We start from the raw sequence: 22,650 nt of genomic DNA, 5'->3' as shown, positions 1-22,650 counted from the left end.
GGGCAGAAATGATGGGCGGAGATGGCACGATGAGCGTCCACGCACCGGCCAGCGTGGTCATCCCGACCCTGAACGAGATCGCGCATATCGGCGGACTGATCGACCATCTGCTCGCCGAACCGGTCGAGATGGTGGCCGAGATACTGGTCGCCGACGGCGGCAGCCGCGACGGCACCCGCGAACTCGTGCAGGCGCGCGCGCGGCGCGACCCGCGCATCCGGCTGGTCGACAATCCCGACCGCATCCAGGCCTCGGGCGTCAACCGCGCGGTCGCGGTCGCCGATCCGGCCAGCCGCACGATCGTCCGGGTCGATGCCCATGCCGGCTATCCGCCCGCCTTCGTCGGGCGGCTGCTGACGGCGATGGCCGACAGCGGCGCCGACAGCGTGGTGGTGCGGATGGACACGGTCGGCACGACCTGCCTGCAGCGCGCGATCGCCGCGGCGTCGAACAGCCCGGTCGGCACCGGCGGATCGGCGCACCGGATGGGACGAACCTCGGGCTTCATCGACCATGGCCATCATGCCGCGATGCGCCGGACGATCTTCGAGCGCACCGGCGGATATGATCCGGATTTCGAGGCCAATGAGGATGCCGAACTCGACGTCCGGATCCGCGCCGCGGGCGGGCGGATCTGGCTCGCCGCCGATATCGTGCTGACCTATGTCCCGCGCGCGACGCTGGGCGCGCTCGCCCGCCAATATCATCGCTATGGTTCGGGGCGGGCGCGGACCTGGCTCAAACATGGCGAGACGCTGCGGCTGCGGCAGATGCTGCCCACCGTCGCGCTGCTCGGCGTGCTCGCCGGGCTGCTGCTGAGCCCGATCAGCCTATGGGCGCTGCTGCTGCCGCTCGGCTATTTCGGACTGATCGGCGCCGCGGCGATCGCGCTGGCGCTGCGCGGCCGATCGGCGTGCCTTCTGCTCGCCATGCCCGCAGTCGCAACCATGCATTTCGCCTGGGCCAGCGGCTTTCTGACCCGATATTTTGTGCAGATGCGAATATTCCGGGATCGTAATGCTCGAAGCGGCGTTGAGCGACGGCACTTGCCGGCCCGAAACAAGGATTTCGTGTGATGCGCATCGCCCCCGCTCTGTTCGCTTCGCTGCTGCTGACCCCGCTGCTGCTGGGTCTGTCCGCCTGCGCCAACGACATCGCCCCGCCCCAGGCCGGTGCCGCCCCCGCCAGCTATGTCCACCGGCTCGGCCCCGACGACCGGCTGCGGATATCGGTCTATGGCGAGGAGCCGCTCGCCGGCGAATATGCGGTCAATGCCGAGGGGCTGGTGTCCTTCCCGCTGGCGGGCATGGTCAAGGCCGACGGGCTGACGATCAGCGAGTTCAGCGCGAGCCTGACCCAGGCGCTGGCGGGGCATTATATCAAGGATCCCAAGGTCTCGGTCGACCTGATCGACTATCGCCCGGTCTATGTGCTGGGCGAGGTCAACAAGGCCGGCCAATATCCCTACAAGGCCGGCATGACCGTGCTCGGCGCGGTCGCGACCGCGGGCGGCTTCACCTATCGCGCCAACGCCAAGGTGGTGATGCTGCGCCATCCCGGCGCCCCCGCCGAAACCCGCGCGCCGCTGACCGCCGACCTGCCCGTCTATCCCGGCGACACGATCAGGATCCGGGAACGCTATTTCTGAGCCGGCGATGCGATACGTGCCGCATCTCCGGACGCTGGGCCTGGCCGGGAGACTGGCGGGCGGACTGGTCACCGCGCTCGCCGGCCCGGCGCTGGCCCAGCAGAGTCAATTGCTGCCGATGGAGGCACCGCAGGTCGATATGGAACGCTATACCGCCGTCCGCGATCGCAAGCAGCCCGCTTACGATGCGCTGGGCCTGCCGCTGGGCGGCTGGCGGCTCTATCCGTCGCTGACCGTCCAGGCGATCGCCGAGGACAATATCTTCGCGCAGCCCGACGGGGTGTCCGACACGATCCTGCGGCTGAAACCCGCCGCGACGCTCCAGTCGAACTGGGCGCGCCACAGCCTGACCCTGTCCGGACAGGCGGTGATCGACCGCCATGCGCGGCGATCGTCGGAGAATATCGAGGATCTGGATCTGGGCGCCAAGGCGGTGATCGACCTGGGGGCGACCACGAAATTGCGCGCGGGCGCCGGCTATTTCGACGGCCATCAGTCGCGCCAGTCGCAGGACATCTCGGCGCAGACGCAGCGCCCGATCCGCTACACCATATTCAACCAGGCCGCCGCGATCGACCAAGATCTCGGCCGGCTGCGGCTGTCGGCCGACGCCACCCATGCCAGGCGCAACTATCATGACGGCATCCTCGCCGACGGATCGGTCTATGAGCAGGATACGGTCGACAGCGATGCCTGGCGGTTCGGGCTGCGCGCGACCTTCGCGCCGACCCCGTCGGTCGGGCTGTTCGTCCGGGCGATCGCCGACATACGCGACTTCCGGATCGGCACCCCGATCACCCCCAAGCGCGACTCGCGCGGTTTCCAGCTGCTCGGCGGCGTCGAATTCGAACCGGCGGCGCTGATCCGCGGCTCGGTCGGGGTCGGCTATATCCAGCAGCGGTTCAGGAGCCCGGTCTACGGCGACCTGTCGGGCCTCGCGGTCAACGCCAAGGTCGAATATTTTCCGACCCAGCTGACCACCTTCACACTGCGCGCCGATCGCCAGGTCCGCGATTCGGGTATTCCCGGATCGGGCGGCTATCTATCGACGACCACGTCGATCGAGGTCGATCACGAGCTGCTGCGCCAGCTGATCCTCAGCGGATCGCTGGGGCTGCAGCGCGACCGGTTCGACAATCTCGACCGGCGCGACAGGCGGGTCAGCGCCTCGGCGCGGGCGACATACCGCGCGAACCGCCATCTCGATCTCGAGCTCCGCTACGACCGCATCGACCAGTCGTCGCGCGGGGTCGATCGCTATCGATCCTTCACCGACAACCGGCTGATGCTGGGCGTCACCCTGAAGAGGTAAGGCCATGGACATAATCAGCCCCGCCCAGCATCCCGCGTTGAATGGCGCCCATGGATGGCCGGCCGAGCCGGTTCCCGACCGCACCGAGGCGCCGCGGCGGCTGATCGGCGCGATCCGCCGGCACTGGATCGCCTGTGGCGCGCTGTTCCTCGTCATCTTCGGCGCGGTGGCGCTCTACACCTTCACCCGCACCCGCCTCTATTCGGCGACCGCGGGGATGGTGGTGAATTCGCGCGAGCTCAACATCGCCGAGAAGGACAAGGAGGTGCTGCCGGGCCTGCCCACCAACCAGGGCGCGCCCGACACCGAGGTCGAGATATTGCGGTCGACCGCGGTCGCCGCGGCGACGGTCAGGGCGCTCGACCTGGTTCATCATCCGCTGTTCGCCAGGGCGATCGCCAAGCTGCCGCCCGAGGCGCAGATGTCGGCGGCGACGGCGATGCTCAAGGCCGACCTGAAGATCAGCCGCCCGGGCGAATCCAATGTCGTGTCGATCGCCTATGTCTCGCCCGATCCGGTGCTGGCCAAGGCGGTCGCCGACCAGGTCGGCCGGCAATATCTGGCGGTCAAGGCGGCGTCGCGCCGCCAGGCGGTCGGCACCGTCGATGCCGGGCTCGGCCGCGAGATCGAGGATCTGCGGGTCCGGCTGGAGACGGCCGAGGCCGACGTCGCGCGCTACAAGACGGCGAACAACCTGCTGAGCGCCGACGGGGTGACGCTGACCGAACAGGAATTGTCGCTCTACAAGCAGCAGGACGCGACCGCGCGCGCGGTCCAGGCCCAGGAAAATGCCCGGCTGCGCACCGCCCGGTCGCAGCTCGCCCGCGGATCGCAGGGCGACGATGTCGGTGCGGCGCTGCAGTCGCCGGTGATCCAGCAATTGCGCACCCAGCGCGCCGAGACCACCGCGCGGCTTGCCGAACTCCAGGCCAAATATCAGCCCGGCCATCCCGATCTGGTCAAGGCGCGCGACCAGGTCGCCGACATCGACCAGGCGATCCGCGCCGAGACCCGCCGGGTGATCTCGAACCTCGACGCCAATGCCCGCGTCGCCGCCGACAGCGCCGCCAACGCCCGCGCCACCGCATATGCGACGAGCGGGACGCTGGCGGTCAACAACGCCGCGAGCGTCCGGCTGAACGAGCTTCAGCGCAAGGCCGACGGGCTGAAGGAGAGCTATCAGACGCTGCTCGGCCGGCGCAATTCGATCCGGTCGCAGGCGCTGGTCGCAGGCGACGATGCCCAGCTCTTCTCGCCTGCGCTGCTGCCGCTCAGCCCGAGTTCGCCCAACCGCCCGCTGATGCTGGCGATCGGGCTGGTGCTCGCGGCGATCGCGGCGGGGGCGCTGCTCTGGCTGCTCGAGGCGCTCGATCGCGGCATCGCCGGATCGCGCGGGGTAGAGGCCGGGCTCGGCCTGCCCAATCTGGCGCTGCTGCCGCATGTCGCGACGATCGCGCGCGCCGACGAGGCGCATATCGCCCCCATCGACTTCGCGATCCAGCGGCCACTGTCGCTCTATGCCGAGGCGTTGCGCGCGATCCGGCTGGCGGTGATCGGCGGCCACCCCAACCAGCACCCGATCTGGGTCGGGGTGACCTCGGCCTGTGCCGGCGAGGGCAAGACGACGCTGGCGGTCTCGCTCGCCCGCGCGTCGGCGCAGGCGGGCAGCCGGGTGCTGCTGGTCGACGCCGATCTGCGCCGGCCGGCGGTGGCCGGGCTGATGGGGTTGCGCCCGGCGGCCGGGCTGGTCGAGCTGCTCGAGGGGCGCATCGCGCTCGACGCCGCGCTGATCGAGGATGATGCCAGCGGGCTGATGATCCTGCCGATCCGCCAGCCGCGCGACATCGGCGGCGAGCTGTTCGACCAGGCCCGCTTCGACCGGCTGATGGCGGCCTGCCGCGACCGTTTCGACCTGGTGATCGTCGATGCGGCACCGGCGCTGGTCGCCGCCGATGCGCGCCAGCTGCTGCGGCTGATGGATGACGTGCTGATGGCGGTGCAGTGGCGCAAGACCCCGCGCCCGACCGCGATCGCAGCACTACGCCGGCTGCGCGCCGCCGGGATCGAGCCGCTCGGCGCGGTGCTGACCCAGGTCGACATGAAGGCGCTGGCAAGGTCGGGCGAGGCCGAGGCCGACTATGCGCTGCAGACCTATGGCGCGCTGCAGGCCTGATAGCGCGATGTGTGCCCTATCAGCGCGGCGCGAATTCCTGGGTGAACGCGGCTTTCGACGCCGGGAACAGGTCGGTCGAAAGCTGGCCGTTATAATCGGAGGCGTTGAAGTCCCAATAGCCCGCGAACAGCGTGTTCCGGCCGCGCATGAACGCCGCCATATTGTGGATGAACAGCGGATCGTCGCCCCAGCCATGGCCGTCGGGGCGGGTGCCGGTCGCCCATTCGGGCAGCGCGATCGGCTTGCCGTGGCGGACCGCGAAATCGGACAGCCAGTTAAGCCCGTAGAAGGACGCGAGATGGCCGTTCCAGCGGGTCAGCGGATCGGCATCCTGCGGGCGCCACGACTGGTTATAGGCATCGAGGCCGACGACATCGACGACATCGTCCCCGGGCCAGGCGGTTTCGGCGTCGACCGTGCCCGCGGCCATGCTGGGGTTCCAGACGATGCGGAAGCGCTGGCCCGGCACCGCGCGGAACAGGCCCACGATCCGGCGGAAATAGGCCTTGAAGCCGGGCACATCCTTCTTGATCTGCCAGGGATACCAGTCGCCGTTGAATTCCCAGCCGATGCGGACATAGGCATCGGGCTTGCCCTTGGCGACGAGCAGCTTGGCGACCTCGGTAAAGGCGGCGTCGTTGGCGCCGGCATTGCCGTTGGCGAAGCTGGTTTCGCTTTTCATCAGCATCGGCACCGATATCGCGAGCTGGATCGGCGTCTTCGACCAGCAGTCGATCGCCCAGCGCGCGCCGCTCGACATTTGCGGCCAGCCTTCCTGCGACAGGAAGTCGACCGCACCGGCGACCTTGACCCCCATCACGCTTTCGAAGCGCGCGATCCGGTCGCGGCCGTCGCAGCCGGCGCCCTTGTAGACGAACAGCGCGGGGTCGGCAGCGGCCGCGGCGACCGGAGAACAGAACAGCAAGGTGGCAAGCAGGGGACGGAGCATCACAAGTCTCCTCACACGGCATGGACCCGGCAGCTGGGGAACGAAGCGCGGTTTTCCAAGGCTTGTTACGGCGAAGCGCCCGATCGTGCCGCCGGGCCGACGCGCGGGGCGGCCGCATGACGATCGGCCTTGCCGCCCCATCCATGCCCGGCGCGACGATGCTCGCGCGGCCCGGCGACGCCCGGCTGAGCCGTTTCTATGTCCATGCCGTGATGGTGATGTGCCTGCTGCTCCAGCGGTTCGGGCTGATGATGGGCGGCGGCGCGCTGTTCGTCAGCCTGCCGCTGTTCGCGCTGCTGATCCTGATGATGGTCGCGACCGGCCATGCCCGGCTGCGGCCGCGTGCAACCCTGCTCTATCTGCTGTTCGCCTGCGTCGCGCTGATCAGCACGCTCGGCGCGCTGGCGGCCCCCGACATGCGGTTCGGGATCAGTCTGGCCTCGCTCGGCGGGGTGCTGCTGACCTATGCGCTGGCGATCGTCGGCCCGTCCGAGCGGTTCGACCGCGGAGCGGTGATCGACCTGTTCCTCGCCTATATGCGGGCGCTGGCCGCGCTCGGCATCGTCCAGTGGCTGGTCCAGTTCGCGGGGATCCGCTTCTTCTCCTTCTTCGTCAGCGTGCCCGCGCTGCGGCCGATCCTGGTCGAGACCCAGTTCAACTATGATCCGGTGATCGCCTATGGATCGGCGATCCGCCGGTCGAACGGGCTGCTGCTGATCGAGCCGAGCATCTTTTCGCAATTGCTGGTGTTCGCGATCGTGCTCGACTGGTTCGTGCGCGGCCGGGCGCGCTGGCTGCCGCTCTATCTGGCCGCCTATATCCTGTCCTTCTCGGGGACCGGCGCGCTCGCGCTCGCGGTGGCGCTGCCTTTCTATGCCTGTCTTTCACTCAGGAATATCGGCCGGCTGGGCGGGCTGCTCGCGGTCGGCGCGGTCGCGGTGACGATCGCCGCGCTGGCGGTGCCCGACCAGTTCGCCAGCTTCACCAGCCGCGCGACCGAGATCCAATATTCGGGCAGCAGCAGCTATGCGCGCTTCATCGGTCCGTTCCTGCCGGTCGAGGACGTCGCCGGCGAGCCGCGGATCCTGATCGGCTATGGGCCGGGCGCCACCGAACGTTACGACTATCATGTCGAGGGCACCGGCAATTCGATCGCCAAGCTGATCCTCGATTATGGCGTAATCGGCTTCGCGGCGTTCATGGCGATGCTGGTGGGGACTTTATGGCGGCGCGACATCGCGCTGATGTCGCTGACCGCGCTCACCAATTTCCTGCTCGGCGGCGGCTATCTGCTGTTCACGCCGATCCTGGTGCTGTCATTCCTGCTGTGCATCTGGAGCGAGCGGCACGACCGGATTCCCGACGCGGTCAGATCAGCTTGAAGATCAGCACCCAGATCGACGCGCCGGCCGCGAGCGCGAGCGCCCAGGCGGTGAACGAGATACGCCGTCCGGCGAACGACTCGGGCGGAGCGACCGGCAGTTCGGCGCCCGCGGCGAGGCCTGCGGCGGTGTCGGCGCGCAGGGAAACGGGCGGGACGCTCTTGCCCCTGCCATCGCTTCCATCGCGCAAACCCGGTCCGGCCATCGCATCTCTCCTGCCCGTTTAGCTAAGGTTCATCTTCGTGATTGCAACCAACGACCATAGCATTGGGACATTTTCGCGCCGTCACGAGCCTGACGCGCGACGGCTGTGCCATAAATTGGTTAACAACCCAATGATTCGCTGGCAGCCGAGGGCCGCAGCGTCAGCCGGTGCTGTCGGCGACCAGATCGGCGTCGCGGAAGCGCAGCCGCGAGACGAGCGGATAGTTGGTGAGCTGCTGGAGCTGGGCGGCGGCGAACATCGCCCAGCGTTTCGGGGTCGCCTTCAACCGCAAGGCGCCGAGCATCAGCCGGCGCGCCTCGGCGAAATGGCGCATGGTGAAATTGACCCGGCCCGCCTCCCACATCTGCGCCGCCCACATCGCGTCGCGAATGCCGCGCCATTCGGACGCGGTGAAGCGCCCGGCGATCGCCGGATTGGCGGCGATCGTCTCAAGGCAGGGCAGATGATTGGCCCAGTCGACCGACAGCCCGCCCGACGAGCTGCCCGGCCGCACCCGCAGCGAGAAGATCTCGGGCTCGCGGCCGGCAAAGGCGAAGTCGCCTTGCGCGGCCAGCCGGCACCAATATTCCCAGTCCTCGCTCAGCCGCAGCCGCGTATCGAAGCCGCCGACCGCCTGGACGGCGCTGCGCCGGATCAGGACATGGCCGCCATTGGCGAGGAAATTGCCGTGGAGCATCGCCGCGAGCACGTCGCCGTCGGGATAGGCGTGGCGGGCGAGCGGCTTCTGCCCCGGATAAGCGGCGCCGCTCGGCAAAATCTTGAGGAAGGTCCCGAACGCCGCGACCGCCTCCGGCCGATCGGCGAGCGTGCCCGCGAGCCGTTCGAGCGCGGTCGGGTGGAGAAGGTCGTCGCCGTCGAGGAACATCACATGGTCGCCGCCGCTCACCGCGAAGCCGGCGTTGCGCGCGGCCGAGACCCCGGCATTGGCCTGGCGGAGCAGCCGGACGCGCGGATCGCCAAGCGCTGCGACCCGATCCGCGGTCGCATCGGACGATCCGTCGTCGACCACCACGCATTCGACCGCGGGCCAGCTCTGCGCGAGCACCGAATCGAGGCACGGCAGGATATAGTCCGCGACATTATAGGCCGGGACGATGACGCTGATCTTCGGCGGATTCGCGGCTATCGGCATGGACTGTCCTCCAGTTCGGGCAACGCAGGAGCGGGCAACCGGCTCCCCTGCGCGTCAAAGCGGGTTGGAGGCGCGGCATGACGGTCGCGAGCGTGGTGATCCCGGCCTATAATGCCGCCGACTATATCGAGGCGACGATCGCCTCGGCAACGCGCCAGACCCTCGCCGATATCGAGATCATCGTGGTCGACGACCGGTCCACCGACGACACCGCCGATCGGGTGGCGCGGATGCGCGAACGCGACCCGCGCATCTCGCTGCTGGCGCTGCCCGAAAATCGCGGGCCGTCGGGCGCGCGCAATGCCGGGATCGCGGCGGCGCGCGGGACATGGATCGCGCTGCTCGACGCCGACGACGCCTATGCCCCCGAGCGGATCGCGGCGCTGGTGAAGCTCGGCGAAGACAAGGCGGCCGATCTGGTCGCCGACAATATGATGCTGATCGACGCCGCCGACGGGTCGTCCGAGCCGATGATGACACGCGATGTCGTCGCCGCACCGCAGCCGATCGACCTGGTCGGCTTCGTCGAGCGCAACATCTCGAAACCCGACGCCCCGCGCACCAATTACGGCTTCCTCAAGCCGCTGATGCGCCGGCAATTCCTGATCGATCATGCGATCCGTTACGACGAGCAGGTCCGCTTCGCCGAGGATTTCGCGCTTTATGTCGAATGCCTGCGCGCGGGCGCGACATGGTGGCTCCATCCCGATCCGATGTATCTCTATCTGGTGCGCGCCGGGTCGCTGACCCAGATCCAGACCACCGCCGATCTCGACCGGCTGCGCCGGCGCCAGCGCGCGCTGCTCGCCGAGGCGCGGGCCGATGGCGACACGCGCTTCGCGGCGATCATCCGTCGGCATCTGCGCGGGATCGACCGCAACTATTATTATCGCGGCTTCACCGACGCGGTCAAAGCCCGGCGGTTCGGCGAGGCGCTGTCATGGCTGTTCGCGGCGCCCGACAGCTTCCCGCTGGTCGCGGGCGAAAGCGCGCGCCAGGTGCCGGTGATCCTGCGCAAGGCGCTGCGCGGCGGATATCGGCGCTGACCATGGCCGATTCTCCCGATTTCCAGCCCGCGGGCGATGCCGGCGCGCTCAAGGCGCGATCGGCATCGGGGGCGATGGTGACGCTCGCCGCGCAGGCGATCAAGTTCATCCTCCAGTTCGGCAGCCAGATCGCGCTCGCCCGGCTGCTGCTGCCGGTCGATTTCGGGCTGGTGGCTATGGTCGCGCCGATCATCGCCGGCGCCATGCTGCTGACCGATCTCGGCCTGTCGCAGGCGACGGTGCAGCGCCCGACGATCAGCCAGGTCGAACTGTCGAGCCTGTTCTGGTTCAACCTGCTGATCGGCGGCATCCTGGCGACCGCGACCGCGATCGCGGCGCCGCTGCTGGCATCCTTCTACGACACCCCGGCGCTGACCTGGATCATCGTCACAATGTCGGCGTCGCTGCTGCTGTCGAGCCTGACCGCGCAGCATCTGGCGATCCTCAACCGGCGGATGGAGTTCGGCGCGATCGCCGCGATCGAGGTCGGATCGCTGGTCGCGAGCGTGGCGATCGGGGTGACGGCGGCGCTGCTCGGCTGCGGGGCCTGGTCGCTGGTCGCGATGCAGATCGGCAACGGGCTGGTCGCGCTGGCGATCGCGTGGAGCTTCTCGCGCTGGCGGCCGTCGCGCCCGAGGATCGACGGCGAGGCGATCCACCTGATCCGCTTCGGCGGGGCGGTGACCGGCTATAATCTGCTCGGCTATCTGATCACCAATCTCGACAATATCCTGATCGGCGCGCGCTTCGGCGCCGGGCCGCTCGGCCTGTACGACCGCGCCTACAAGCTGATGTTCCAGCCGCTGTGGCAGATGACCGCACCGGCGGCGCGGGTCGCAGTGCCGCTGCTGTCGCGGCTCGAAGCCGAGCCCGCCGATTATCGCAGCGCCTATATGACGATGCTCGGGATGGTGCTGGTCCTGACGACCCCCGGGCTGCTGTGCGCGATGATCTTCGCCGCGCCGGTGATCGAGGTACTGCTCGGCGCGCGCTGGCTGGCGGCCGCGCCGATCTTCGCGTGGCTCGGTGCCTGCGCGCTGACCCTCCAGCTGCGCCAGGCGGCGTCCTGGCTGTTCGTCAGCCAGGGCCGCGCGCGCGAACAGCTCAAATGGGGGGGGCTGGGATCGCTGTCGATCGTCGCCGCCTATATGGTCGGGATCGGCTGGGGACCGCTCGGGGTCGCGATCGGCGCCGCGGTCGCCAGCGCCTTCGTCCAGATCCCGCTGATGTGGTGGGCGGTGACCCGTAGCGGGCCGGTTTCGGCGCGCGACGCGCTGGGCATATTGGCGCCGATCGGGCTCGCCGCGCTGGTCAGCGGCGGCGCGCTCGCGCTGCTGCGGCCGCTGATCGCCTGGAACAGCTTTCCGGCGCTGCTGCTGGCGCTGGGGCTCGCTTATGCGCTGTTCCTGCTGGGGCTTACCCCCTTTGCGGCGGGCCGGCGGCTGATCGGCCAGGCGGGCGGCATCATCCGCAAGCGGCGGCGGGGATAATCAGCCGCGCGCCTCGCGGATCAGGGTCGCGACCGCTTCCTCGAGCCGCTCGACCCGGTTCGCGAACAGCGCATCGTCGCTCAGCCAGGCGCGGCCCTGCGCCGCCATGCGCAAGGCGCGCGCCGCGGCCGCAACCATCGGGCCGTCGAAGGCGGCGATCGCGGCCTTGAGCAGCGCCTTGACCCCCTGGGGGGCGGCGACTGCGTCGATCACCTCGGGCTCGTCACGATAACGCTGATGGAAGTCGGCGATCAGATCGGCATTGCTGATATCGGCCATGCCGGCCTCGGCGACGCGCCGGCCGCCAGCCTCGGTCAGCCGGCGGATGCGCGCATAGCGATAGGCTTCGAGCCGGGTCGAGGGCGGCAGCGCGACCGGCCGATAGGACAGGTCGAGCGAGCCGAGCCAGTCGCGCCATTTGAAGATGCTGACCTCGGGCGAGATCAGCAGCGGCACCCAGGGGATGCGCAGCGTGTCGGCGACGATCGCGCCGTGCATCGCCTCGGTCACCACCAGCTTCGCACGGCCATAAGCGGCGAGGATGCGGTCGGGCGCCCATTGCGGATCGACATATTCCATTCCCGCGCGCGCCGCCGCCTCGGCCCAGCGGCTGTTCACCAACGTGCGGTGGTGGGGCATGAACAGGATCGCATCGCGCCGCTCGGCCCTCGGCACCAGATCGGGCAGGGTGGCGAGCAGCGCCGCGCTGTCGGTGATCGCGGCATCGGGCCGGCCGACGAGCGCCGCGGTCAGCGGCCCGCGCACCGCGAGATAGCGCCATTGGTCCCAGCCGTCGGGGAGCCGGCCATAAGCGGCGCCCGATCCGAGCACGAACACCCGCCGGCCGCCGGTCCGGCGGTCGCGGAAGCGTGCCTCGTCGAGCAGGCTACCGATTCCGACCAGCAGCGGGCCGTCGTCGGCGCGAACGTCGTCGGGCAGCAGCCGCGGCCAGATCAGCTCGTTGAGGTCGTCGCCGAAATTGCCGACCGGGTCTTTATAATAGACGATCTCCATGCGCCGATGGTGATGTTGCGCCGCACCATAGACAAGCCCTTTGCGTGCCTGCGGGCACGTAAGCGGCGCCCCGGCGCGGCGACCGGCCGCCGATTCGCGTTCAACGGAGCAGCGCGAGGTCGATAGTGTCGGCCATCGCACGATAACCGGCCGGCGAGGGGTGGAGATGGTCGCCCGAATCATAGGCGGCGCGCAGCCGTGCGGGGTCGGCCGGATCGCGCATCGCGAGGTCGAAATCGATCAGCCCGTCGAAATGGCCGGGGGTGCGGATCCAGCGGTTGACCGCCTGGCGATCGGCCTCGTTCGCGGCATCGGGATGGTAGAAGTCGGTACCCATGAACGGCAGGATCGTGCCGCCGATCACCTTGATGCCATGGCTGTGCGCCTTGGCGACGATCTGCGCGTAGGACTGGATCATCCGCGCCACCAGCGCGTCATGTTCGGCGGCGCTCGCCGGCTGTTCGCGGGTGAGCGTACCGATATCGTTGATCCCTTCGAGCAGGATCAGATGGGTCACGCCGGGTTGCGACAGCACATCGCGTTCGAACCGGGCGAGCGCGTTGGGACCGAGCCCGTCGAGCAGCAGCCGGTTGCCGCCGATACCGAGATTGATCACCGCCGGCGCACGATCGCGGCGGGCGGCGCGGAGCCGGTCGGCGAGCAGGTCGGGCCAGCGATCGTCGCCATTGGTGGTGGCGCCGCGCCCATCGGTGATCGAATCGCCGAGCGCGACGATGGTGCCGACCGGATCGCAGCGTTCGACCTCGAGCCCCGCCAGGGTGAACCAATGTTCGAAGCGCGTCGCGCCGGCCAGATCGGCATCGCCGAGATGATCGCCCGCGAGCAGATAGGAGGTCGCGCGCGCGCCGGCATGGGTGGTCTGGCCGGCCGGCTCGGACAGGAAGGCAATGCTGACCGTCAGGCTGCCGAGCGCCGCCGCGGGAAGGTCGACCGGATCGGACAGATAGTCGGCGCCGGCCGGAATGCGGACCGAAGCCGCCCCCTGGAACAGCACCGGCCGCGACGTGCCGGTGACGATCGCCGCGCCCGCCTTGTCGACCGGGCGCGCGATCGTCACCCCCTTGATGTCGAGCGGCGCGGTGCCGAAGCGGTTCGACAGCCGCAGCCGGACCCGCTGGCCGCCGACCGTGCTGCGCACAATCTGGCGCAGCGTGGCCCCGGCGAACGAGCCCTCCGGAAGGGCATTGGCCTTGTCGGGAAGCATCAGCGCCGCCGACCAGCCCGCCGACCAGCCGCGGCTGCAGGCGGCCTGTGCGGAGGTCGATGCCGCCAGCAGCATCAGTGCGGCAGAAAAAGCGGTCCTGATCATCGGCATGTCCCCGAAAGACAGAAAGAGGGGCCGGCTTTCGCAAGCCGACCCCTCCAGGTTTAGCAGGAGAGAGGCCTGCGTCAGAATTTGGCGCGGATACCGGCGAGGATCTGACGGCCCGGATAATAGACGCTGTAGGTCGCGTTCGAATATCCGAAGGTCGTGCGGATCGGCTCGTTGGTGATGTTGAGAATGTCGAGGGTCAGGCGGAACGCCTTGTTGAGGAAGGGCAGTTCATAGCCGGCCGACATGTCGAGCTGGCCACGCGCATCCGAGTTGAGCGAGAGCGGCAGGCCGTTCTGCGGCCCGTTCACCGCGACCGCCTTGTCGTTCCAGACATAGTTGAGGCTGACCGAGACGCCATGGCCTTCGTAGAAGCCCTGGAGGTTGTACGAGTAGGGCGAGACGCCGGTCGCGACCAGACCCGAGGACGAGGTCTGCTTGATGTAGGTGCCGTTGGCCGAGAAGCCGAGGCCCTGGACCAGGAAGTCGAGCGGCTGCACCCAGGTGCCTTCGAGGCCACGGATCTTCAGGCCGCTGAGGTTGATCGGCCGGGTGATCGTGATCGGCAGCGCGTCGATCGCCACGCCGGTGTTGGCGGCCCGATCGCGCAGCGCATTGGCCTGGGTCGACTGCAGGGTTTCGAACGGCACGCCGAGCGCGCCGAAGGTCGTCTGCGACTGCTGGGTGACGGTGAAGCCCTGGATGTTCTTCTGGAACGCCGCGAGGCCGATATAGCCGATGCCGCCGGTATAATATTCGCCGCCGAAATCGATATTGTCCGAGGTGAACGGCTTCAGAGCGGGGTTGCCCGCACTCGCGGTGAGCGCCGACGGGTCGGAGAAGACCAGGCCGGGCAGCACCTGGCTCGCGTCGGGCCGGGTCATGGTCCGGGCCGCCGACACGCGAAGCTTGATATGATCCGACAGATCATAGGTCAGGTTCATCGACGGCAGGAAATTCTCATATTTCTGGCGCGCGCTGATATCGACGATTGCGGTGCCGACCTGGCTGGGACCGACGACGAGCTGGTTGGTGTGCGCATAACGCATGCCGGCATTGATGTGCAGATCGCGGTCGAACACGGTAGTGACGCCGTTCAGCTCGAAATAGGCACCATAGACTTCCTCGTCGATATCGCCGGTGGCGCCGCCGGTCACGGCACCCCGCGCTTCGGGCGCACTGTCGCGGAAGCTGGCATAGTTGGTCGCCTTCATCAGCGCCTGGAAGTCGGGGATGATCATGCTGGTATAGCCGATCTTCGACTGGCCCAGATGGCCGAAATTATCGACGTTCCAGCGCGACAGATATTGCGCGACGGCGCTGTTCGGGATCAGCCCGCTGGTGCCCGCGCAGCTCGTGCCGCACACCGCGTTCTGATAGGCGGTGCTGTTGTCGTAGGCGCGGATCGTGCGGCTGGCCTTGTCATAGGCCGCGCCCAGCTTGATCGTCAGCTGATCGTCGCCATAGGCGGTGTCGATATGCGCGCCCTTGGTCTCGGTCTCGCGGCGCACATTCTGCACGTTGACGCGGTACCACTGCCAGCCGAGGTTCGGATTGCCGAGATCGACATTGGGGGTGATGATCGGCTGATCGCCGCCATTGTTCTGGAAGTTGACCTCGACCCCCGACTGCGGCGCGGTCTGGAAGGCGAAGGTCGGCTGTTCGCGGAAGAACTTGCTCTTGCTGTAGCTGCCCGAGACATTGACCTTGAGCAGCTCGGTCGGTTCCCAGCTCATCGACGGGTTGATGTTGTAGAAGGTCGTCTTCTGGTTGAAGATGTTGTTCTCAAGGAAGAAGGACGAGTTGGCGAAGGTGCCGCTGGTGACGACGCCATTCGGATCGACGGTGACGTTGAACGGCACCATGCCGCCGGTCGACTGCGGCGTGGTGCCGGGCCCCGAATTGCGGACCTGCCAGTTCATGTTGAGGCGGTAATAGTCGCGCTTCGACTTGGCATACATGCTGTCGAGGTTGAAATGGAGCTCATCGCTGGGCCGCCATTCGAACGAGGCCAGCGCCGAAATGCGCGAGCGATCGCCGGTGGTGTAGCTGTTGCGGCCGAGGCGCGGGATCAGCGCGGTGCTGATCGTGTTGAGCGGCAGGCCCGAGGTCGTGGCGATGTTGTAGGGCGTCCCCGCGACCAGGCCATGGCCGGTGTTGCGCGGCACAACGGTGGCGTAAGAGAAATTATTGGCGCCCGGATCGCCGGCGACGCCGGTGTTGCCGTCGGTCCAGCCGAGCGATTCGAAGCCGTCGACGCGGGTCTTGGTCTTCACGCCCGCGACGCCGATCAGAACCCCGAAGGTGTCGCTGGTGTGGCTGGCGACGATCGCGCCGCGCGGGCTGAACTTCTCGTTGCTGTCGGTATACTGGCCCTGGGCGACGACGGTGACATGGGTGCCGGGCTTGTCGAACGGACGCGCGTTGCGCAGGTTGACGGTGCCGGCGATGCCGCCTTCGAGGGTCGACGCGGTCGAGCTCTTGGCGAGATCGAGCCGGGTGAACAGTTCGGACGGGAAGAAGTCGAGATCGACCTCGCGGTTGGCGCTGCCGCCGTTGGTGCCGCCATCGGATGCGACCGAAAACTGGTTGCCGTTGAGCAGGACACGCGAGAAGCTGGGGCCGAGGCCGCGGATCGAGACCTGGGTGCCTTCGCCGTTGATGTCGCGGTTGAGGCGGACGCCGGGCATGCGGTTGAGCGTCTCGGCGAGGTTGGTCGCCGGCAGCTTGCCGATATCCTCGGCGAAGATCGAGTCACCGAAGGTGACCGCGTCCTTCTTGGCGTTGGTCGCGCTGCGCAGGCTGCCGCGGATGCCGGTGACGATGATGTCCTCGGTCTGGCCGCTATCGACGACCGGGGGCGTCGCCTCGGCGGCGGCGGGCGCTTCCGGGGTCGCCGTCTGGGCGGCGGCAACGCTCGAAATGGCGATCGTCGATGCTGCGGTCGCGGCTAGCAATGCTGCGCGGACGATCGGACGGCGTGGTGCGGTCATCATATATCCCCTCCATGTCGGCGGCCTCCCTGGCCTGCCGACGCTTTATCCCGGCGCCATCAGTTGATGTTAGCGCTATCAGGTTTTGCTACTTGTCTGAGTAGAAGTTGTCAAGACTAGTTCAAATGATGCTGCAGTTGCTCAGTGGTAACGGTAGAGCCGCACCCGCTGAATTTCGAACCTGTCGCTGGAAAGCTGGACATGACGGCCCTGATGGGTCTGATCGCCGTTCAGCAACCGTCCCGGCACCCAATTGTGCGCCGCATCAAAATGACCTTCCCACACCGAATCGAGTCCGGCGAGTGGTGCCCCTTCGCCGACGGGCGCCATCGTGACGGTGATTCCCTGGCCTGCGATCAGATAATCCTCGGGGCCGGTCTGGATGATCAGGCCGCCCTTGGTCGCGGTGATCTGGTCGCCCTTGGGCTTGGTCGCATCCCAATAGGTCACGGTGAAGCGGTAACTGCCGATCGTCTCGCTGACCGGTTCGTCGACGACGGTGCCGTCGTACAGGACGCGCGGACGGAAGCCCGACATGCGGCCGAGGCCCTGCGCGGCGAGGATCTCGGGCGAGATCTGGGCGAGCATCGCATAGGCATCGGCGAGCCGGCTCGGGCCATCGTCGATCGACTCGATCGAGAACGGCCCGAAGCCGATCGCGTCATGCTTGCCGATCGCGTAGAAGGCGTTGGCCGGGACCTCGGATTTGTCGGCGTTATTCGCCTCGGGAATGAACAGCGGATTGTCGACGCGCTTGTAGCGGCCGATCAGGTCGACGAAATTGTCGAAATAGATATCGGGCGCGAGCAGGTCGAGCGACGGACCGCCGGCCTTCCAGACGTCGATCAGGTGCGGCAGCGGGCCGCCGCTCGGATATTCGCCCGGCGCCTTCAACGGCCGGTTGAGCGCGACATTGACATACATCGGCAGCGCGTAGGCCGACTTGCCCGCCGCGGCGAGCGCGTCGGCGAAGCGCGCATAATGCCAGGCGGTGAAGGCCTCGGCGGCGGCATCGCCGGTCCCGAACACCGTGGTCCAGTCGCCTTCGGTCTTCGCGCCATGGGCCTCCCACAGCGCCCTGAACTCGGGCACCAGGGTGGCGCGATGCTCGGTCATATAGCGGATCAGATCGGCCGGCACCGGCTGGCGGAACGCCGCTTCGGCCAGCGGCCCATAGTCGCGCACCACCGGCAGCATGCCGATCTCGTTTTCGACCTGGACCATCAGCACGGTGTTCTTGGCATCGTCGATGCTGCGGATATGCGCCATCAGCGCCTTATAGGCACGGGCGTCGGCGTCGAGCGTCGCCGGGGCGAAGGCGGAGAGGATGTCGACCCCGCGCCCGTTGGGCAGCTGCGCGCGCGGGAAGCGCGCCTGGTCGCGCTTCACCCAGGCGGGCACATAGGTCGACATGCTGTTCTTCCACGCGCCGAACCATAGCACGACCAGCTTGAGGTCGTTGGCGCGCGCGTCGCGGATCAGCGCGTCGACCGAGGACCAGTCGTACCGCCCTTCCTCGGGCTCGATCAGCTCCCATGACACCGGTGCGAGCACGGTGTTGAGGTTCATCTTCCTGAGCTTCGCCCAGTGCGGCGCCATATAGGCGGCGCTCGACGCGCTCGAATTGCCGAGCTCGCCGGCGATCAGCAGCATCGGCTTGCCCTGGACGACGAGCTGGGTCGCGCTGCCCTGCTTGACCAGCTTGGGTGCAGCAGCGCCGACCGGGTTCGCCAGCATCGTCGCGATCAGCGCCAGCGACGCCGCGGCCTTGCCCAATGTCATTTCCACTCTCCCCACAGCGATCGCAGCACCGCGTGCGCGCCGCCCTGTTCCAATGCCGTCAAATGGTCGACCAGCGTCGCCCGTAGAGTCGGATTTGCTGCAAGATCGGGCGCAACAATCGCCTCGATCGCCAGCAGCGCATCGACGCGTTCGGCCGCGGTCGCGCAGGCCGCGAGCCGCGCCGCGGTTTCGGCGGCGAGCGGATCGTCGACAGTGAAGGTCCTGCCCGCATCGTCGATCCCGCCTTGCCAGCGCATCCACGCCGCGACCGCGAGCACGAGCGCACGCACCGGCAGGCCGGCGGCGAGGCGCGCGGCGATCGGCGCGAGCAGCCGCTGGGGCAGTTTCTGCGACCCGTCCATCGCGATCTGGCGAGTGCGATGTTCGAGCGCGGTATTGGCGAAGCGCGCCATCAGCGCGGCGCGATAGCCGGGGATGTCGAGCTCGGGCGGCGGATCGAGCGTGGTCACCGCCTCGTCCCACAGCGCCTCGACGAAGGCCTCGACCTCGGGCAGCGCGACCGCCTCATGGACGAAGTCGATTCCGGCGAGGCCGCCGAGATAGGCGATGCCCGAATGCGCGCCGTTGAGCAGGCGCAGCTTGGCATCCTCCCATTTGGCGACATCGACGGTGAGCTGCACCCCGGCGGCGGCGAGATCGGGGCGCGGACCGCAGAAGCGATCCTCGACAACCCACTGGATGAAGGGTTCGGTCTTGACCATCGCCCGGTCCTCGACGCCGATCCGATCGGCGAGCGCGACGATGTCGGCGTCGACGGTCGCCGGCACGATCCGGTCGACCATCGTCGCGGGAAAGGCGCCCTGTTCGGCGATCCATTCGGCCAAGACAGGATCATGCGCCGCGGCGATCGCGAGCACCGCCGCACGCAGCCTTTTGCCATTGTGCGGCAGATTGTCGCACGAGACCGCGGTGAACGGCGCCAAACCAGCCTTTCGCCGCGCAGCAAGACCCGCAGCAAGGAAGCCCGGCGCCGTGCGCGGCGCATCGAGACTGGCGAGATCGGCGGCGACATCGGGGTCGCCCTCGACCAGCTGCCCGGTCGACGGATCGAGCTTGTAGCCTTTCTCGGTCACGGTCAGCGTGACGATATGGGTGTCGGGATCGGCAAGCGCCGCGACCAGCGCCGCCGGATCCTCGGGCGCGACGATGACCGCGCGGATCGCGCCGACGATCTCGCAGCCTATGTCGGCACCGTCGCGCACCATCACCGTGTAGAGCCCGTCCTGCGGCGCAAGCTGATCGCGGACGCCCGGCGAACGCAGCGAAGCGCCGACGATCCCCCAGCGCAGGTCGCCGGCCTTGAGCGCGCGTTCGAAGACCACCGCCTGGTGGGCGCGGTGGAAGGCGCCGATGCCGAGATGGACCACGCCGGGCTTGACCGCGGCGCGGTCGTAACCCGGACGTTCGACATTGCCCGGCAGGCCGGCGAGGGTCGCGTTCGAAAGCCGCGTCACAGCTTGTACGCCTCGCGGACCAGATCATAGGCAAGCGCGCGCGCGACCTCATGCGCCTCGTCCTCCTCGATCCGATGCTCGGCGACGAGTTGGGCGAGGAAGGCGCAGTCCATCCGCCGGGCGACGTCGTGGCGCGCGGGGATCGACAGGAAGGCACGGGTGTCGTCGTTGAAACCGACCGTGTTGTAGAAGCCGGCGGTTTCGGTCGCGCGCTCGCGGAAACGGCGCATGCCCTCGGGGCTGTCGTTGAACCACCAGGGCGGGCCGAGCCGCAGCACCGGATAATGGCCGGCCAGCGGCGCCAGTTCGCGGCTGTAGACATCCTCGTCGAGGGTGAAGAGGATCAGGGTCAGCCGCGGGTCGTTGCCGAAGCGGTCGAGCAGCGGCTTCAGCGCGCGGACGAACTCGCCCGCGGTCGGGATATCGGCGCCCTTGTCGCGGCCGAAGCGGGCGAGCACGCCCGGATTATGGTTGCGATAGACGCCGGGATGGAGCTGCATCACCATGCCGTCCTCGATCGACATCCGCGCCATCTCGGTCAGCATCTGCCCGCGGAACAGTTCGGCCTCGGCCGGGGTCACCGGCCCGGCCAGGACCTTCGCATAGAGCGCCTCGATCTCGGCGCGCGGCAGGTCGGCGGTGAACGCCGACGGATGGCCATGATCGGTCGAGGTGGCGCCCGCCTCGCGGAAATGGGCGCGACGTTTTTCATGCGCGCGCAGATAGCCGGCGAAGCTGCCGATATCCTCGCCCGTCAGCTCGCCGAAGCGGCGCAGATTGTCGGCGAAGCCGGCATGTTCGGGGTCCATCACCGGATCGGGGCGATAGGCGGTGACCACCCGCCCCTTCCAGCCGCTCGCGCGGATCGCGCGATGATGGTCGAGCGGGTCGAGCGGGCTTTCGGTGGTGGCGATCAGTTCGATGTTGAAGCGATCGTAGAGCGCACGCGGGCGGAAGGCATCGGTCTTCAGCGCGGCGTCGATATGGTCATAATAGAGATCGGCGGTCGCCGGCTCGAGCGCGACGTCGAGCCCGAACGCCTCGGCGAACACCCAGTCGAGCCACATCCGCGACGGGGTGCCGCGGAACAGATGATAATGCTGCGCGAGCAGATGCCAGATCGCGCGCGGATCGGTCGCGGTCGGGCTGCCGTCGCGGGTCGGCACGCCGAGCTGGTCGAGGGTGACGCCCTGCGAATAGAGCATCCGGAACACATAATGATCGGGGACGATCAGCAGGCTCGCCGGGTCGCTGAAAGGCTCGTCGGTCGCGAACCAGGCCGGATCGGTGTGGCCGTGCGGGCTGACGATCGGCAGGTCCTTGACGCCCGCGTAGAGCGCACGGGCGATGCCGCGGGTGGTGGGATCGGCCGGGAACAGCCGGTCGGGGTGGAGGCGGAGCGGACGGGTCATGCGAGGCTTTCCGTGTTGACGGTGGCATAATGCGGCACGAGCAGGTGGATCACGAGCAGTGCAAGAAGATAGGCGACCCCGGCAACCGCGAATATTGGTCCGTAGCCACCAATTCCCGCAAGGATCGTCCCCGCAAACTTGGCCATCAACATGCCGCCGCACGCGCCGGCGAGGCCGCCCAGGCCGATCACCGACCCGCCCATGCCGCGCGGGAACAGATCGCCCGGCATCGCATAGACATTGGCCGAGAAGCCCTGGTGGCAGGCGCAGGCGAGCCCGATCGCCAGCACCGCCCACCACAGGGTCGGGGCGTGCGCGGCGAAGATGATCGGCAGCGCGAACAGGGCGCAGCAGAACATCGCGGTCTTGCGCGCGCGGTTCACGCTCCAGCCGCGCGACAGGAAACGCGACGACAGCCAGCCGCCGGCGATCGAACCGACATCGGCGAGCAGATAGACCGCCACCAGCGGCGGCCCGAAATCGAGCATCTTCACCTGATATTGTCGGTTGAAGAAATCGGGCAGCCAGAACAGGAAGGTCCACCAGATCGGATCGATCAGGAAGCGGCCCATCATATAGGCCCAGGTCTGCGGCAGGCGCAGCAAGGTGCGCCAGGCGACCGGCCGGACCGGCACGGCGGGCTCGGCCTCGATCCAGGCGAGTTCCTCGGGCGAGACCCGCGGATGCTTGCGCGGGCTGCGGTAGAAGCCAAGCCAGGCGGCGAGCCAGATCAGCGTCAGCGCGCCGGTGGCGATGAACGCCATCCGCCAGCCGAACGCGACCGCGATCACCGGCACGATCAGCGGGGTGAGGATCGCGCCGACATTCGAACCGGCGTTGAAGATGCCGATCGCCAGCGCGCGTTCGCGCCGCGGAAACCATTCGTTGGCGGCGGCGAGCGCCGCCGGGAAGGCCCCGGCCTCGCCGATCGCCAGCGGCAGCCGCGCGAAGATCATCGCACCCGCGCTGGTGAACAGCGCATGGGCAATATGGCCGATCGTCCAGATCGTCACCGCGATCGCATAGCCGAGACGCGCGCCGACCCGATCGACGAACCGGCCGAACAGCAGATAGGAAATACCGTAAGCCGCCTGGAACGCGATCGCGAGATCGGCATAGCCCTGCTCGCTCCAGTTGTAGCGCGCCTGGAGCTCGGGCTTGAGCGTCGGCAGCACCAGCCGGTCGATATAGCTGAGCGCGACCGCGGCGAAGAGCAGCCCGCAGACGATCCAGCGGATGCGCCCGCGCGGCTTTTCGACGATGTCCGCCACGGTCTCGCCCAC

Annotated in this window: 17 protein-coding genes; 7 read left to right on the top strand and 10 right to left on the bottom strand. The window is 68.1% G+C overall.

Features of this window, described 5'->3' with window-relative positions; all coding sequences use genetic code 11:
• Positions 1-29 precede the first annotated feature (29 nt).
• From AC1RM6_RS23435 to AC1RM6_RS23420, 4 genes are read left to right on the top strand one after another with little or no spacing between them, the layout of a single operon-like run.
• A complete protein-coding gene (locus tag AC1RM6_RS23435; RefSeq protein WP_493105699.1) occupies positions 30-1,076 on the top strand; it encodes a glycosyltransferase family 2 protein in 1,047 nt (348 codons plus the stop codon).
• Complete coding sequence (locus tag AC1RM6_RS23430) at positions 1,076-1,648, top strand: polysaccharide biosynthesis/export family protein (protein WP_493105697.1); 573 nt, start codon at positions 1,076-1,078, stop codon at positions 1,646-1,648. The genes AC1RM6_RS23435 and AC1RM6_RS23430 overlap by 1 nt, the downstream gene beginning before the upstream one ends.
• Before the next feature lie 7 nt (positions 1,649-1,655).
• Positions 1,656-2,960, top strand: a complete 1,305-nt coding sequence (locus AC1RM6_RS23425) for an outer membrane beta-barrel protein (RefSeq protein ID WP_493105695.1) — start codon at positions 1,656-1,658, stop codon at positions 2,958-2,960.
• A gap of 4 nt (positions 2,961-2,964) precedes the next feature.
• Entirely contained in the window at positions 2,965-5,133 is a 2,169-nt protein-coding gene (locus AC1RM6_RS23420; RefSeq protein WP_493105693.1) for a GumC family protein, read from the top strand.
• Positions 5,134-5,152: 19 nt separating this feature from the next.
• Here the strand turns inward: AC1RM6_RS23420 and AC1RM6_RS23415 are convergent, their stop codons facing one another.
• On the bottom strand, positions 5,153-6,082 hold the full coding sequence (locus tag AC1RM6_RS23415) for a glycosyl hydrolase (RefSeq protein WP_493105691.1): 930 nt from the start codon (positions 6,080-6,082) through the stop codon (positions 5,153-5,155).
• A gap of 116 nt (positions 6,083-6,198) precedes the next feature.
• Here AC1RM6_RS23415 and AC1RM6_RS23410 point away from each other — a divergent pair, with 116 nt between their 5' ends.
• Entirely contained in the window at positions 6,199-7,464 is a 1,266-nt protein-coding gene (locus tag AC1RM6_RS23410) for a hypothetical protein (RefSeq protein WP_493105689.1), read from the top strand.
• Here the strand turns inward: AC1RM6_RS23410 and AC1RM6_RS23405 are convergent.
• Positions 7,451-7,669, bottom strand: a complete 219-nt coding sequence (locus AC1RM6_RS23405) for a hypothetical protein (protein ID WP_493105688.1) — start codon at positions 7,667-7,669, stop codon at positions 7,451-7,453. The genes AC1RM6_RS23410 and AC1RM6_RS23405 overlap by 14 nt on opposite strands.
• A gap of 160 nt (positions 7,670-7,829) precedes the next feature.
• Positions 7,830-8,822, bottom strand: coding sequence for a glycosyltransferase family 2 protein (locus tag AC1RM6_RS23400; protein WP_493105687.1), 993 nt, complete (start codon positions 8,820-8,822; stop codon positions 7,830-7,832).
• A gap of 77 nt (positions 8,823-8,899) precedes the next feature.
• On the opposite strand from AC1RM6_RS23400, the gene AC1RM6_RS23395 reads away from it, so the two are divergent.
• Both AC1RM6_RS23395 and AC1RM6_RS23390 read left to right on the top strand, forming a co-directional pair.
• Complete coding sequence (locus AC1RM6_RS23395) at positions 8,900-9,868, top strand: glycosyltransferase family 2 protein (protein ID WP_493105685.1); 969 nt, start codon at positions 8,900-8,902, stop codon at positions 9,866-9,868.
• Between the two features lie 2 nt (positions 9,869-9,870).
• A complete protein-coding gene (locus AC1RM6_RS23390) occupies positions 9,871-11,358 on the top strand; it encodes a lipopolysaccharide biosynthesis protein (protein ID WP_493105683.1) in 1,488 nt (495 codons plus the stop codon).
• Here AC1RM6_RS23390 and AC1RM6_RS23385 read toward each other — a convergent pair whose 3' ends face one another.
• From AC1RM6_RS23385 to AC1RM6_RS23355, 7 genes are all read right to left on the bottom strand, one after another.
• The gene (locus AC1RM6_RS23385) at positions 11,359-12,372 is read right to left on the bottom strand and encodes a polysaccharide pyruvyl transferase family protein (protein WP_493105681.1); all 1,014 of its coding nucleotides are present in this window, start codon (positions 12,370-12,372) and stop codon (positions 11,359-11,361) included.
• 100 nt (positions 12,373-12,472) lie between these two features.
• Positions 12,473-13,708, bottom strand: a complete 1,236-nt coding sequence (locus AC1RM6_RS23380) for an SGNH/GDSL hydrolase family protein (RefSeq protein WP_493105679.1) — start codon at positions 13,706-13,708, stop codon at positions 12,473-12,475.
• Positions 13,709-13,782: 74 nt separating this feature from the next.
• Positions 13,783-16,698, bottom strand: coding sequence for a TonB-dependent receptor (locus AC1RM6_RS23375; protein ID WP_493105677.1), 2,916 nt, complete (start codon positions 16,696-16,698; stop codon positions 13,783-13,785).
• 141 nt (positions 16,699-16,839) lie between these two features.
• The gene (locus AC1RM6_RS23370; RefSeq protein WP_493105675.1) at positions 16,840-18,480 is read right to left on the bottom strand and encodes a GH35 family beta-galactosidase; all 1,641 of its coding nucleotides are present in this window, start codon (positions 18,478-18,480) and stop codon (positions 16,840-16,842) included.
• Positions 18,477-19,955 carry a mannitol dehydrogenase family protein gene (locus tag AC1RM6_RS23365; protein ID WP_493105673.1) on the bottom strand — a complete coding sequence of 493 codons (1,479 nt, stop codon included), beginning with the start codon at positions 19,953-19,955 and terminating at the stop codon, positions 18,477-18,479. Before AC1RM6_RS23365 ends, AC1RM6_RS23370 begins: the two co-directional genes overlap by 4 nt.
• Complete coding sequence (gene uxaC / locus AC1RM6_RS23360; protein WP_493105671.1) at positions 19,952-21,367, bottom strand: glucuronate isomerase; 1,416 nt, start codon at positions 21,365-21,367, stop codon at positions 19,952-19,954. Before uxaC ends, AC1RM6_RS23365 begins: the two co-directional genes overlap by 4 nt.
• Positions 21,364-22,650 (bottom strand): MFS transporter, encoded by a 1,287-nt coding sequence (locus tag AC1RM6_RS23355; protein ID WP_493105781.1) that lies wholly within the window; start codon positions 22,648-22,650, stop codon positions 21,364-21,366. The genes uxaC and AC1RM6_RS23355 overlap by 4 nt, the downstream gene beginning before the upstream one ends.

This window comes from Rhizorhabdus sp. GW822-FHT03C02, assembly GCF_058801765.1.
This window is presented reverse-complemented; position numbering and strand designations above follow the sequence as displayed.